14 protein-coding genes are annotated in these 13,100 nt (G+C 39.5%); 2 read left to right on the top strand and 12 right to left on the bottom strand.

Annotated features, from left to right (window positions below; all coding sequences use genetic code 11):
* Positions 1-10: 10 nt before the first annotated feature.
* The 12 genes from CVT00_RS01595 to CVT00_RS01540 form a co-directional block, all read right to left on the bottom strand.
* Positions 11-451 (bottom strand): isoleucyl-tRNA synthetase, encoded by a 441-nt coding sequence (locus CVT00_RS01595; protein WP_107915528.1) that lies wholly within the window; start codon positions 449-451, stop codon positions 11-13.
* A 249-nt stretch (positions 452-700) separates the two neighbouring features.
* Complete coding sequence (locus tag CVT00_RS01590; protein WP_103567768.1) at positions 701-1,561, bottom strand: formate/nitrite transporter family protein; 861 nt, start codon at positions 1,559-1,561, stop codon at positions 701-703.
* Between the two features lie 185 nt (positions 1,562-1,746).
* A complete protein-coding gene (locus CVT00_RS01585) occupies positions 1,747-2,193 on the bottom strand; it encodes a hydrogenase 3 maturation endopeptidase HyCI (protein ID WP_021087517.1) in 447 nt (148 codons plus the stop codon).
* Entirely contained in the window at positions 2,193-2,537 is a 345-nt protein-coding gene (locus CVT00_RS01580; protein WP_002939326.1) for a formate hydrogenlyase maturation HycH family protein, read from the bottom strand. Before CVT00_RS01580 ends, CVT00_RS01585 begins: the two co-directional genes overlap by 1 nt.
* Positions 2,534-3,358 (bottom strand): NADH-quinone oxidoreductase subunit B family protein, encoded by an 825-nt coding sequence (locus CVT00_RS01575; protein WP_103567767.1) that lies wholly within the window; start codon positions 3,356-3,358, stop codon positions 2,534-2,536. Before CVT00_RS01575 ends, CVT00_RS01580 begins: the two co-directional genes overlap by 4 nt.
* A complete protein-coding gene (locus CVT00_RS01570) occupies positions 3,355-3,894 on the bottom strand; it encodes a formate hydrogenlyase complex iron-sulfur subunit (RefSeq protein ID WP_103646020.1) in 540 nt (179 codons plus the stop codon). The genes CVT00_RS01575 and CVT00_RS01570 overlap by 4 nt, the downstream gene beginning before the upstream one ends.
* Positions 3,891-5,627, bottom strand: a complete 1,737-nt coding sequence (locus CVT00_RS01565; protein WP_009294856.1) for an NADH-quinone oxidoreductase subunit C — start codon at positions 5,625-5,627, stop codon at positions 3,891-3,893. The genes CVT00_RS01570 and CVT00_RS01565 overlap by 4 nt, the downstream gene beginning before the upstream one ends.
* Complete coding sequence (locus CVT00_RS01560; protein ID WP_107915529.1) at positions 5,624-7,105, bottom strand: hydrogenase 4 subunit F; 1,482 nt, start codon at positions 7,103-7,105, stop codon at positions 5,624-5,626. The genes CVT00_RS01565 and CVT00_RS01560 overlap by 4 nt, the downstream gene beginning before the upstream one ends.
* Positions 7,106-7,107: 2 nt before the next feature.
* On the bottom strand, positions 7,108-7,752 hold the full coding sequence (hyfE, locus tag CVT00_RS01555; protein ID WP_012001181.1) for a hydrogenase 4 membrane subunit: 645 nt from the start codon (positions 7,750-7,752) through the stop codon (positions 7,108-7,110).
* A gap of 1 nt (position 7,753) precedes the next feature.
* Complete coding sequence (locus CVT00_RS01550; RefSeq protein ID WP_002939300.1) at positions 7,754-8,674, bottom strand: respiratory chain complex I subunit 1 family protein; 921 nt, start codon at positions 8,672-8,674, stop codon at positions 7,754-7,756.
* A gap of 9 nt (positions 8,675-8,683) precedes the next feature.
* Entirely contained in the window at positions 8,684-10,651 is a 1,968-nt protein-coding gene (locus CVT00_RS01545) for a proton-conducting transporter membrane subunit (protein WP_012001180.1), read from the bottom strand.
* Between the two features lies 1 nt (position 10,652).
* Entirely contained in the window at positions 10,653-11,222 is a 570-nt protein-coding gene (locus CVT00_RS01540) for a 4Fe-4S dicluster domain-containing protein (RefSeq protein ID WP_009294859.1), read from the bottom strand.
* A 417-nt stretch (positions 11,223-11,639) separates the two neighbouring features.
* Between CVT00_RS01540 and CVT00_RS01535 the strand changes: the two genes are divergently transcribed.
* Entirely contained in the window at positions 11,640-12,725 is a 1,086-nt protein-coding gene (locus CVT00_RS01535; RefSeq protein ID WP_103558647.1) for an MBL fold metallo-hydrolase, read from the top strand.
* Positions 12,726-12,769: 44 nt separating this feature from the next.
* Positions 12,770-13,057 (top strand): hypothetical protein, encoded by a 288-nt coding sequence (locus CVT00_RS01530; protein WP_103558648.1) that lies wholly within the window; start codon positions 12,770-12,772, stop codon positions 13,055-13,057.
* Positions 13,058-13,100 lie beyond the last annotated feature (43 nt).

Raw genomic sequence — 13,100 nt, 5'->3', positions numbered from 1 at the left:
AGGTAAAACTTTACTTTGAAATTTTAACGACTTTATCATTGTCACTTCTTAGAAAATAAATTTCTCTTCGTCCGTCATAAAGGACTTTGCCGCTTGTTTTTTGCTCGCTTTGTAAATTTGAAGATAGATCCATCTCAAGTGGCTTACTCATAAAATAAGCCTCGCCCAAGCTTCGTCCAAAATCAGGATACCAACTGAGTGCGCAAAGCACAAGTAAGAGCAGATAAAAGGCTCTAAAAATTTTCCTAAATGGCGCGTAAAAGAAACAATATCCAAATATAAAAAACACAGGTAAAAGCCACAAAAAAGGCACATTATCCACAAAAATCACATTGAAATACTCGTTTATGCCATAAAATGAAAAGTAGTTATTGTAAATTCCGACAAATAGCGTAAAAATAGGAGCAAGAACAAATATAATGCCAGTAAAAAATGCATTGAAAAATTTCATAGACTCTCCTTTTTTCGTGGGATTATATTAAATTTTAGCTTTATTATTGCTCTAAATTTATTAGCCAAGATGTTTTAAACTCCAAAATGTCACAAATTTTCAAATAAGGGGGAGTTAAAACGATAAATTTAAGATGAGTGTGACATTTTTTAGATAAAAAATAAGAGATTTTTTTGAAACTTTTAAGGTAAGGAAGAGAGAAATTTAAAATTTAGCCTTTGCCATAAAAGCAAAGACTAAAAGTTAGTTTTAAGCTTTTTTCTTCATATCAAATTTATTAGCCATGAAGCCAACAAGACCAACAAAGAAAAGACCACCGCAGATGTTGCCAAGTGTAACTGGAAGCAAGTTTTTGCTTAAGAAATTTGTCCAGTTGATGACATCTAGCTTATCAGCTGTAGTGTGAAGTAAAGCTGCTGCAGCGTTGATATCGCCACCGCTTGCTGCTATGTAGTGAGCTTTAGAGATGATAGCTTCAGTGATGATGAACATATTTGCAACGCAGTGTTCCATTGAGCAAGCAACGAATGCGCCGATCATCCACATAATGGCAAAGAATTTACCAGATAGGTTGCTCTCGCTTGTCGCAGTCCAGATAGACATACAAACAAAGACATTACAAAAGATACCACGAAGAAATAACTCATGAAATGGTGCTGTGATCTTGCCAATAGCTGCTGGTACGAAGTGTTGCAAGATGTAGCCGTCGTATTTTAGTGGCAAACCAGAGTAGTAGTACATATAAGCGATCAATGCGCCACCAACGAAGTTAAATATCCAAACAATTACCCAGTAGCTTATGGTTTTGCCAAGTGGCAATTTGCCATCATATGCACTAACACCACTTAAAACAGAGCTAGTAAATAGGTGACCACCATAAAATACAACCATCATGAGGCCGCAGCTAAATGTGATACCACCGATGAAGTTTGAAAGACCGATAGACTGTTTTTCAGCCATACCAACTGTTGAGTGAGCCCAAAAAATATCACCCATTGCAATAGCAGCTCCAGCCATAATAGCAAGGAAGATAATGCTTACAAGTGGCGTATGAGCTTTATGCTCCATAGAACTTGACACCGCTTGAGCGGTTTCTGCCGGATTTAACATCACGTCTCCTTTTTATTTGACCTTCTTTGATCTATAACAAATATAAAGCAAAGAAGTAGTGCCAAAGATAGACATTTTAGCGTCAAAATTTAATGTTTAAAAATTAGTTTTACACTAAATTTCAAATCCAAAATGATCAAATTTATCTTTAGCAAACCCCAGATTAAATTTAGCTCTTACTAAATTTAACCAACTAAATTTTTATCAATCTCTACAATTCTTAAAAAAGCTTTTCTAGCACTTTTTTTAGCCTGCTCGCTTAGTCCCTCTTCAAAATCAAGGACATTTTCAAGCAAGACGCTAATGCCAAGAAAAAGCGTCTTTGGGCAAATTTTACGCAAATAGCTTAAAAGCACCGGCGTTGGTAGGTTGTGAGTTGAGTAGATGTAGTCTCTATCGTCACTTAGGTCAAAAAACTCTATCTTATCCTCATCAAAGCCGCTCATCGCATCAACTACTATCAAAATGTCAGGCGCAAATTCTCTAATAGCTGAAAATTCATTCTCAGGCACATCTTGCCCAAAAAAGACCTTCCACTCTTTTAGCTCAGTTTCTACGATGCGGCCGACTTCATTGCCAACATCATCGTCGCCACGCATAGGATTACCGATGCAAAGGATGGCCTTTTTCATCAAAAGTCCTTCCTAAGCACGATATATCCCTCTTTTAAATTTGCCAAAATTTCTTTAAGCTTACACTCACAAAGCTGTGGCAAGAGTCTAGCGATATGCTCAGCAAAAATTTCAACTTCAAAATACTTGCTTAAATTTCCGATCTTAAATTTCACATATTCGCCTGAGTTTTTGATCATCTCGTCAAATTCCTCATCGCTTAGCTCTAAGATCTTCTCACTAAAATCAATCGTACCAACGCCGTGTCCCACGCAAGTGGAGAAAATTTTTATCTCCTTTAGCTCGCGTGGAAGCTTTTCGTTGTCGTCCATATGCCTTTTTGTAAGCTTATAAACTTGTATCATCTTTTACTCCAAACCTCACTATCAACATCAATCGCAAAATTTTTACCAGCTTTTGCATATTTTAGATAGACATCGTTGTGTAAAAGTGCCATACACTCAGCATATCTAGGATCATCTTCTTTTTTGATAGCTGCTATAACCGCTTCACGTGCAAGCTCTGGGTTGTGGATGTCGCTTGAAGCTTTGATAGCGTCCATATATTTTTCAAATAGTGTTCTACCAAAGATATAGCTCATTAGCCTTTTACTTTCAGCATGCAAGTCACGTTCAAACAAGATATCGCCCATTACTGACTTTTTAACTGGAGGAGGCGTAGTGCTATCATTTTCGTAGCTTTTTTTGTGTAGCTTTTGATCAATGATGCCAAGAGCCATACCTAGACCATAAATAACACTTGCTGGGTGTGGAGGGCAGCCTGGGATATAGACATCAACTGGGATTATCTTATCTATACCGCCCCAAACGCTGTAAGCATCGTGGAAAATTCCGCCAGTACTTCCACAAGCACCAAAAGCAACTACGATCTTAGGATCTGGAGCTGCTTCATAAGCACGAAGAAGTGGATAATACATCTGTCTTGTGACTGGTCCTGAGCAAAGCAAGATATCAGCGTGTCTTGGGTTTGCTACAAGCTTAAAGCCAAAGCGCTCAGGGTCCCACATCGGCGTAATAGCAGCGAAAATTTCGATCTCGCAACCGTTGCAGCTTCCGCAGTCGATCCTATAAACGCTAAAGCTTCTTTTGATATTTTTTAAATGCTCTAGCTTTGCAGTTAGGTCATTTGCTGTTTTTATGTCCTCTGGGACTTGATATAGACTCATTTTATAGCCTCCTCAACGCCTTTTGTTAGCCTCTCAGCAGATTGATTTTTCTTGCACTCTGGGCAGATAAAAAGATACTCTTTTGCCTCTTCAAGTCTGCCTGGGAGTAAATTTGCTGTGCCAAGCTTTTCAAGGGTGAAATTTATAAGCCTTTTTGGCGTAAATGGCTTGCCGCAGCATTTGCAAGTTTGCATCTCAAGCTCGCCTCTTTGGATAAGAGCGCTCTTGTCAAATTTAACCGCAAGCTCAAAGCTATCGCTAAGTCTTACGGCTCCAGTTGGGCAAACCTCATCGCAGCGACCGCAGAATATGCAGCGACCACAGTCAAACTGCCAAACAAGCCTTGTTTGCTCATCGTTCATCTTAAGCTCTATTGCGTTACTAGGGCAAGCGACACCGCAAGCTGCACAACCTACACAAAGATCGTATGTATAGTCTGGCTGACCGCGGAAATTCTCAGGCACAATATATGGCTCAAATGGATAGGCGTATGTCGCCTTTCCATATTTTTCTGTGATGTCAAATAACTTCATCATCTTAAATCCTTCTTACTAACCCCGCCATCTTGACAGAATTTTTTAAGGTCTTTTTCTGTTAAAATTTTACTTTTTTTAGTCCTTACATCAACCAAAGTAACACGCTCGGTGCATGAGTAGCAAGGGTCAAGTGAGCAAACGATAAGTGCAGCGTCACTTATATTGTTTCCTCTAAATTGATACCTTAGGCTTGGCCAGTTGTTATATGTCGCAGCCCTACATCTCCAGCGATATACTTTTTGAGCGCTACCTTGCATGATCCAGTGGACGTTCTCACCACGTGGTGCTTCGTCGTGACCAAGTGCGAAATTCTCAGGCTTGATCATAGTCACAGGATCGATCATGATCGGAGTTTGAGGCATCATCTCAAAGCATTGGCGGATGATGTGGATAGAGCTTTTTAGCTCTTTATATCTAACCATCTCACGAGCAAAAACGTCGCAACCATGCTCAACTGCTACTTCAAATTCTATCTGTTTGAAGAAGTCGTATGGGTGATCGTAGCGGTTATCACGTTTAAAGCCAGAACCTCTCATATTTGGACCAACTGGGCTAAAGTCACGTGCTATTTGACGATCTAAGATACCTACACCCTTCCAGCGTCCGATTTGGCGTTTATCTTCCAAAACTGCATCCCAAATTTCTGAAATTTGAATGTCAAGTTTGTTAATGATCTCTAAGCCTTTTTTGATCTCATGGTTTGTCATATCACGTCTTAAGCCGCCCATAACGACGTTGCCGTATGTTTTACGTCCGCCAGTTACAAGTTGAGCTAGCTCCATAGAGTATTCACGAACCCTAAAGATGTGCATGAATGCATTGTAGTTACCAGTGACCTCACAAGCTAGACCGATATTTAAAAGGTGGCTGTGAAGACGCTCAATCTCAAGACAGATGACGCGTATAGCTTGAGCTCTTAGTGGGATTTCAAGCTTGATAGCTTTTTCTGCTGCCTCGATACACGCAATAGCGTGAGCATAACCACAAATTCCGCAAACGCGCTCTGCAAGATAGCCCATTTGATCATAGTTCATTCTGTTTTCAGCTAGCTTTTCCATACCGCGGTGTTGATAGAACAAGCGGTAGTCAGCGTCAATAATCTCATCGCCGTCGCAGAAAAGTCTAAAGTGACCTGGCTCATCAGATGTAACGTGTAGTGGTCCAAGTGGCACATCGACTACTGCGTCACCTGTTGGAAATAAAAACTCCGCATCAGGCTCATCTCTGTGATCAACTGGATCAGGGCGATAGCGGTAGTCCATAGCATCTTTTCTAAGTGGGTGAAGTCCGTCTGGCCAGTCATCACTTAAAACTAGACGTCTTTTATCAGGCAGACCCTCAGCTACTAGACCAAACATATCATAAGCTTCTCTTTCATACCAAACACAAGCTGGCACAAGCGGAGTAACTGATGGAAATGTCGGATCGCTTCCTGGGATAAGGGTTTTAACTGTGATAAAGCACTTATCCTCAGCTGCAAAGTCGTCGGCCTCAGTCATCTTGCTACCTTCCATTGAGATAGCATAGTAAAGCGCATAGCAGCCATTTATCTGGCGCTCGTCGTTTGGTATCATAGTGCTTATAAAGCCACCGATATCATAATAAAGTGTCTTAACAGCTAGTGGAAGATCGTTTCTATCAACTAAAACTGTGATCTGATCGTCTGCTTGACGAGTTACTTCTAAAATTTTTACCTTTGTTTTTAGGATTTCAACAAATTTATCGCCTCTCATTTTAAAGCTCCCATCATTATATTAACACCGTTATTTACTAGCGTATAAAAGCTATCTACGTGCCATACGCCAAAGATTATGATAAGGGCACAGAGTGCTATAAGAGGTAAATTTTCAAACAAACTCATCTCTTTATTATGAACAACCACACCTTTTGGCTCGCCAAAGCTTGCCATATTAAAGTGTGCAAAGTCAGCTATGAAAATAACTGCAAGTGCAATAGCAAATAGTGCAACTGCGATGTATTGACCGCTTGTGATAGCTCCAACAAAGACGTTATATTCGCTAACAAATATAGCAAACGCTGGAACACCAACAAGTGAGCAAACAGCCGCGCCAAACATTATAGTGGTGATCGGTGCGATCTTAACCATACCGCCCATCTTACTCATATCTTTGTGGCCGTAAATTCTTGCGATATTGCCTGTTGAGCAAAATGCCAAAGCTTTTGTGAAGCTGTGAGCTAAGCAGTGGAATATCGCTGCAAATAGACCAAATTTACCGCCAACACCAAGTGCAAATGCGATAACACCCATGTGAACGATTGAGTGGTATGCAAACATTCTTTTTACGTTGTGTTGTCTTATTAGGAAAAATCCCGCTACAAAAAGTGTGATAGTTCCTGATACGATCATTATGCCTTCAACAAAGCTAAATCCAACTGCTTGAGCTGCGATAGCGTAGTATCTTAAAAGTGCAAGCATCGCACATTTTAAAAGTACGCCTGATAGCAATGCTGAGATAGGTGCTGGGCCTTCAGCGTGAACGTCTGGCAACCAAGTGTGAGTTGGAGCAAGACCAGCTTTTGTACCAAAACCAATTAGCGCAAATACAAAGATAAGTTTTGCAGCATCTGGATTTAGGTTTTTAGCATTTTCCATTATGCTTGAAAACTGCATAGAAGCCTCACCATCTCCTAAAGTGCTATATGTAGCTGAGTATAGAAGAACGGTTGCATAAAGAGCAAATGCTAGACCAATTGAGCAAAGAACGATGTATTTATAACCACTCTCTGTTGATTTTTGATCTTTGTGGATAGCAACCAAAAATACAGAAGCTAGTGTAGTAGCCTCGATAGCTGCCCACATAAACGCAACGTTGTTGCAAATAACACTTAAAGTCATTGTAAAGATAAATACATGGCTTAGTGCGTAGTATTTTTTAAGATCACTTAAATGAATGTGTCCATCTTCAAGTTCCCATCTCATATAGTGGATAGAGTAGAAATTTACTATAAATCCAGTTACGGCGATAAGCACTAAGAAAACACAGCCTAAGCTATCTAAGAATAAAAATTTATCAAAACTATAAAAAGTTCCGCCACTTAAAACTTTAAGAACATTGTTAAGTAAAGCCACTGATGTCGCAGCAGAAAACAAGACATGAAGTCCGCTAAGTACTGCATAGTTTTTAGGACTTAAAAACAAGATCAAAGCACCAAGGAGCGGTATGATAAGTATTAAAGCTAAACTATCCATCTCTAACCCCTTAAATTTGAAGCTTTAGAAGTATCTAAGCTATCATAAGCTTTATAAAATCTAATCGCTAGAACGCTCATGATAATAACAGCAAATATCGCATCTGTTAGAATTCCAAGCTCAACTAGCTCATGTGAGTTGTAAGCCATTAGAGCAAGGCTTAGGTGGATACCGTTTTCAAACAAGCAGTAAGCTAGAATTTGTTTTATAAATGAGTTTCTTAACATAAAGCCAAAAATTCCCATCATAAAGACTGTTCCAGCAGCGATTAACATAATCTCTTCTTTGATAAGAGAGAATTTTAAAAATATAGGGTGGATACTCATTGAAAGAGCTAGAGAAAATCCCATAGCAATAACAGGACTTACAAAAAATCCACCAACTGGCTCATCTTCGCTAACTACGCCAAGTTTTTTGATAAGCCAGAACAAAATTCCTGGCACGAAAAGAACTTTGGTAAAAAACGCAACGATCGCCCAAGTTTTTAGCTGCTCAGCGTTAAATTTCTCAGATAGCAAGAAAAATATACTAACTAAAAGTAGTGTCTCTATCGCATAAGCGATGATTGAGAGTTTCAAGCTTCTAAGGCCAAAAACCGCAAGCGAAGTTACGATCATGCAAATGGCTAATATATCTAGTGTTTGCATCTCACGCTCCTACTACATAAAGTGTTAGTGCAACAAACGAAATAGCAAGTGCACCAAGAGCATTTTTGCGTAAAGATGAAGTCATTTTAAAGCGTGGTCCAAAGTTGTCTATAAATACAGCTGCGACGTAAAATACTCCAGTTTTTATCACAAAAACGATAATAGCTAAGAAAGGATTGCTAAAATTCCATGGCTCAAATATGCTTAGGAAAAGTCCTATCATAGCAAACTGTTTTAATATAAGTGATGCTTGAACTAAGCCAAGGTCGCTACCAGCATACTCACCAAGAACACCCTCTTGAAGCTCTTGTTCTGCTTCAGCTAAGTCAAATGGCTTTCTACCAGTCTCAACATACATACACCACAAAAATGCGATAGAAGCAACGGCAAAACTTGGAATTTGATATCCGATAACGCCAGTTCTTACCATCTCTTGGATCTCAACTAAATTTGATGTTTTAGCTGCAAGCATAACTACGATTAAGCACATAATCATAACTGGCTCAACATAAACACCAAGCATTTGCTCCCTGCCGCCGCCTGTTGCCGCAAATGGGTTGCCGCTATCCATTGAAGCTGCACCAAATACAAATCTAAGTAGCGCACCAAGATAGAGGATAACAAATATATCTGAATATGCTCCAAATACAGTGTCTTTGCTATAAGTGATAGGTATAGCAGCTAGCACTGCAGCTGAAGTTGCAAAAAGGAAAAATGGAGCCCATCTAAATACCCAGTGTGAGCACTCAGGGACGGTTCTTCCTCTTCTAAAAAGCTTTATAATGTCGCGATATGTTTGAAAGAAATCGCTACCTTGTTTTGATTGAAGTTTAGCTCTAAGTTTTCTTGCCATACCATCAAACAAAGGAGCTACCAAAACGATAACGACTACTTGAAATATCATTAAAAGTATAGTTTGCATTTTCGTCTCCTAAACTAAAAAGTAGCTCACAGCAAGTATGACACAAAGATATAGCAAGATATAAAGTGTATATACATTTGTATAACCACTTTGAACGATACCTAGCTTATCAGCAAATTTCACACACCATTTAATGACTGGCTCATAAAACATTCCCCACCAAATATCTTTTGGATGGTTGTGATACTCAACCGCGTCAAAATAATTTCTAGTAACTACTTTTTTATCAGCTCTAAATAGCCATTGCATAATCTTTCTAAGGTCGCCAGTGAATGGACCACCTGTCATTTGCATACGTGAGCTATATTTAAAGCCACAAGCCCAAGGATCAGTTTCGCGCGGTTTATCTCTGTTTGCTTTCATAACAGCAAGGATGATAAATGGCAAAATCATAGTCGCACATAGGACTAAAGCGATAAGTGGAGTTGAGATCATGCTACCCATAGGTGAAGTTACATTTATAGCACCAAGGCTAGCTTTATAGTCACTTATAGCGATAGAATTTACAGCTTGCATGATGTAATCAACTATGTAGTTTGCGCCAAGACCAAAGCCAACGCAGCCTATCATTAGAATGATCATACCAAGAACCATACCTATCGGACTCTCTTTAGCATTTTCCCAAATTTTTTGATCTCTTGGAGTACCTGCAAAGATAACAGCGTAAAGTTTAAGGTGCATACCGACCAAAACGCCTGTTAGCGCAAGAGCTACGACGCCAAGTGTAAATGCATATCTAACTAATGTTCCTTCTCCCATCGCACCTTGAAGCATACCTTGATATGTAAACCACTCTGAAACAAAGCCATTTACTGGAGGTAAAGCTGCGATACCCATGATACCTATAAACATACCAAGGCTTGTCCATGGCATCTTTTTAGCAAGACCACCAAGGATGTCCATATTTTGTGTATGAGTAGCGTGGATAACTGAACCAGCGCAAAGGAAAAGCAGACCTTTAAATATAGCGTGGTTAACTACGTGGTAGCAACCTGCTAGAAAACCTACTGCTGCAAGTGTTAAATTTCCAGCTGCAACGCCGTATATACCTGTTCCAAGACCTAGTAAGATGATGCCTATGTTCTCAACTGAGTGATAAGCAAGCAAAGCCTTAAAGTCGTGTTGGCAAAGAGCGTATAAAACACCAAATAGTGAGCTAGCTGCACCAAGAGCGAGTATTGTAAGACCAAAATATGTGCTAAGTGGTAGATAAAGTGTAAATTTAACTAGTGTAAATAGAGCAACTTTAATCATAACGCCTGACATAAGGGCTGAAACGTTTGATGGTGCTGCTGGGTGAGCTTGTGGAAGCCAAACGTGGAATGGCCACATACCAGCTTTACTACCAAAGCCAACCAAGAATAGTATAAATACAGCAGCAGAAGCGCCAAATGGCATCTTAACACCCATAAATGCGCTAAATTCAAAGCTTCCTGCATAGTAAGCTGTGATAAGCAATCCACAGGTTATACAAAATGCACCGATTTGCGCGATACCAAGATATACCATAACCGCTTTAAGTGTATTTTTACCGTCATTGACGATGATAAGAAATGATGATACAAGAGTCATAAGCTCCCATAAAACAACAAAGCAAAATACATTATCAGCGCTGATTACTAGAAGCATTGAAAGGATAAATGTGTTAAACAAACATGCAAACACACCAACGTTTGCTTTTTTTATGTACTCTTCTGCATAGCTCATACCATAAACACTACTTGCAAATCCGATGAAAACAACGACAAAGCTGAAGAAATTTCCAAGTGGATTTAGTGCAAATTTTGGCGAATACAAAAAGCCATCCATAAGAGCAAAGCTATCACTTACTCCCATATTTGCAACGAAGTGACACATCGCATAAAAGCAGCTTATAGCACTTAGTCCAAAACCAACTTTAACAGCGGCTTTTGGAGCGCAGTAGAGCAAGATACTAACGACGGCACTTACAAGAAATAGCATATAAACCGTAGTCATCTTATGCTCCTTGTCCGTTTAAAATTTTAGTAGCAAATTTATTCGCTGCATCGTAGTCTATCCTCTTGCCAAGCTTATGTTTGCCCTCTTCTGGATCTACCATTATAAGAGCACTTGTTGGGCATACATCAACGCAAGCTGGACCATTTTCACGGCCAAAGCACATATCACATTTTACTGCGATGTTTTTTGCGCCTGATTGTGACTCTACTTCAAGATAGTATTTTGGCTCGACAGCGTAATTTACTGAAGGCATAAGCTCTGCACTTGAGCTTATCGCACCATAAGGGCAAGCGATCGTGCACATCTTGCAACCTATACAAATTTCCTCGTGAAGCTCGATGCAATTATCGTTAAATCGCAACGCTCCAGTTGGGCATACATTTGCGCAAGGACCATCGTCGCATTGTCTGCACTGAGTCGGCATAACACCGCTAGCTTCTCTTAAGACGCTTAGCCTTGCACGTGATAGTTTGCCGCGTTCATAAGCACTTTTAAAACATGCAGCCATACAGGTCGCACATCCTATGCAGCGTTTAGAATCGGCAATCACAAATTTATGTTTTTTCATAAATTCCTCCTAAAAAACAAGGCAAGACCGCCCTGCTCACTAATAGAGTGATTGTTAATCACATGAATAGAGATAGTTAAATTTTTATTTAACATCTCAAACGCTCCTTCCTGAAATTTTTGAAACAATTCTATAACTTCTGGCGATTAAATTCCGTCAGCTATCTGACAAATTTTGTATTTTTGAAATTAAATTTTTATTTTATATTAGTTTAAGATATGCTATTAAAAGGCGTTGTTTTCGTATGATTAATCAAAAAAGATTAATATTTCATAACAGATAATTAGTAAAAAGAGTAAAATTATCTTAATTAAGTTTAAACTTAAAAATTAATTCATTAAGCTTGGGTTAATTAAATGAAACTGAAATTTAAAAATCTAAAATATAATCCAACCTTTAAATTTAAAAAGGTTATTGATGGAAATTTTTATAGTCATAGTTTTATTTATTGCTTCAGTTTTTGCATTTATGAAATTTGCCCCTGTTTTTGGTGGCACGCCAGATGTTAAGAGTCAAAAGCTCATGGAAGCATCGCCAAATTTTAACGGCAAAGTTTTTGTAAATTTAGAGCCAACGATCGATCTAGTAAAGAAAAGTCCGCAAGCATCTATGCTAAATTACGTCCCGCAAGCACTCTTTCCACCAAAGGGCAAGCTGCTAAAGTGCCATTTGCCAAATTTAAAATTTAACGCAAATGCCCTCAAAAATGGCGAGTTTATCTGGCTTGGGCACGTTAGCCTTATCTGCAAGCTTGATGGCAAAAAGATCGTCACGGACCCAGTTTTGCACCGAGCATTTCCGTTGCCAGTTGGCGGCAAGCCCTTTGCCTACGAGCATGCCATCACCGCTAGCGACTACCCAAAGGTGATCGACATCGCCCTTATCTCGCACGATCACTACGACCATCTTGACTATAAAACGATCCTTGAGCTAAAGGATAGAATAGCCAAATTTCTAGTGCCACTTGGCGTCAAAGCTCACCTCGTAAAATGGGGCGTAGATGAAGGTAAAATTTACGAGTTTGACTGGTTTAGTGAGCAAAAGATAGGAAATTTAAACTTCACTTTTTGTCCCTCAAGGCACTTTAGTGGGCGCACATTTAAGAGAAACACCACGCTTTGGGGCGGCTGGGCGGTAGAGGAGGCTGGCTTTAGCTTTTATTTTAGCGGAGATGGTGGATACGGCAAGCATTTCAAGATGATAAATGAGAAATTTGGCGGCTTTGATCTAGTTTTCATAGAAAATGGCGCTTACAGCGATGGCTGGCCCTACGTGCATATGAAGCCAGAGGAGTCGGCGCAAGCGCTAAAAGATCTTGGTGCAAGGCTTGGCGTGCCGGTGCATTGGGGCAAATTTGATCTTTCTTATCACGCTTGGAATGAGCCGATCAAGCGTTTTGAAAAGGCAGCAACAAAACTTGAGCTAAACTACGCCACGCCGATGATCGGAGAGGTTTTCACCGCGCAAAATCCACCTAGCAAAAAGTGGTGGGATGAAATTTAGGAATAAAATTTGCTCTAAATTTTAAAATCCAAAAGGAAGTGCAGATGAAAATTTCTGAAAATTTATCAAATTTAAAAAATGCCATCGACAAGGCGGCAAAAAATGACCTTGACTCGAGTGCGGCTGGAAGCTTTTTGCAAAATTTAGAAAAAGCCAACAAAGAGACAGAAAAGATCTACGAGAAGCTTGAAAAAGAGCTAAAAAGCGATGCGCAGATGTTTAAGCAGTTTGACTTCATGCAGATGATGACAAAGCTTCAATACGGCAACCTAAAATCAAGCGAACGCGAAGAGCTGATAAATAAAATGAGCAAGATCGCTAAAGAAATTTAGCCGTTTAGTGTGGCTTTACGGCGAGCTAAATTTTGCCCTTTTG

Origin of the sequence: Campylobacter concisus (assembly GCF_003048675.2) — a bacterium.
Classification (GTDB): domain Bacteria; phylum Campylobacterota; class Campylobacteria; order Campylobacterales; family Campylobacteraceae; genus Campylobacter_A; species Campylobacter_A concisus_F.
This window is presented reverse-complemented; position numbering and strand designations above follow the sequence as displayed.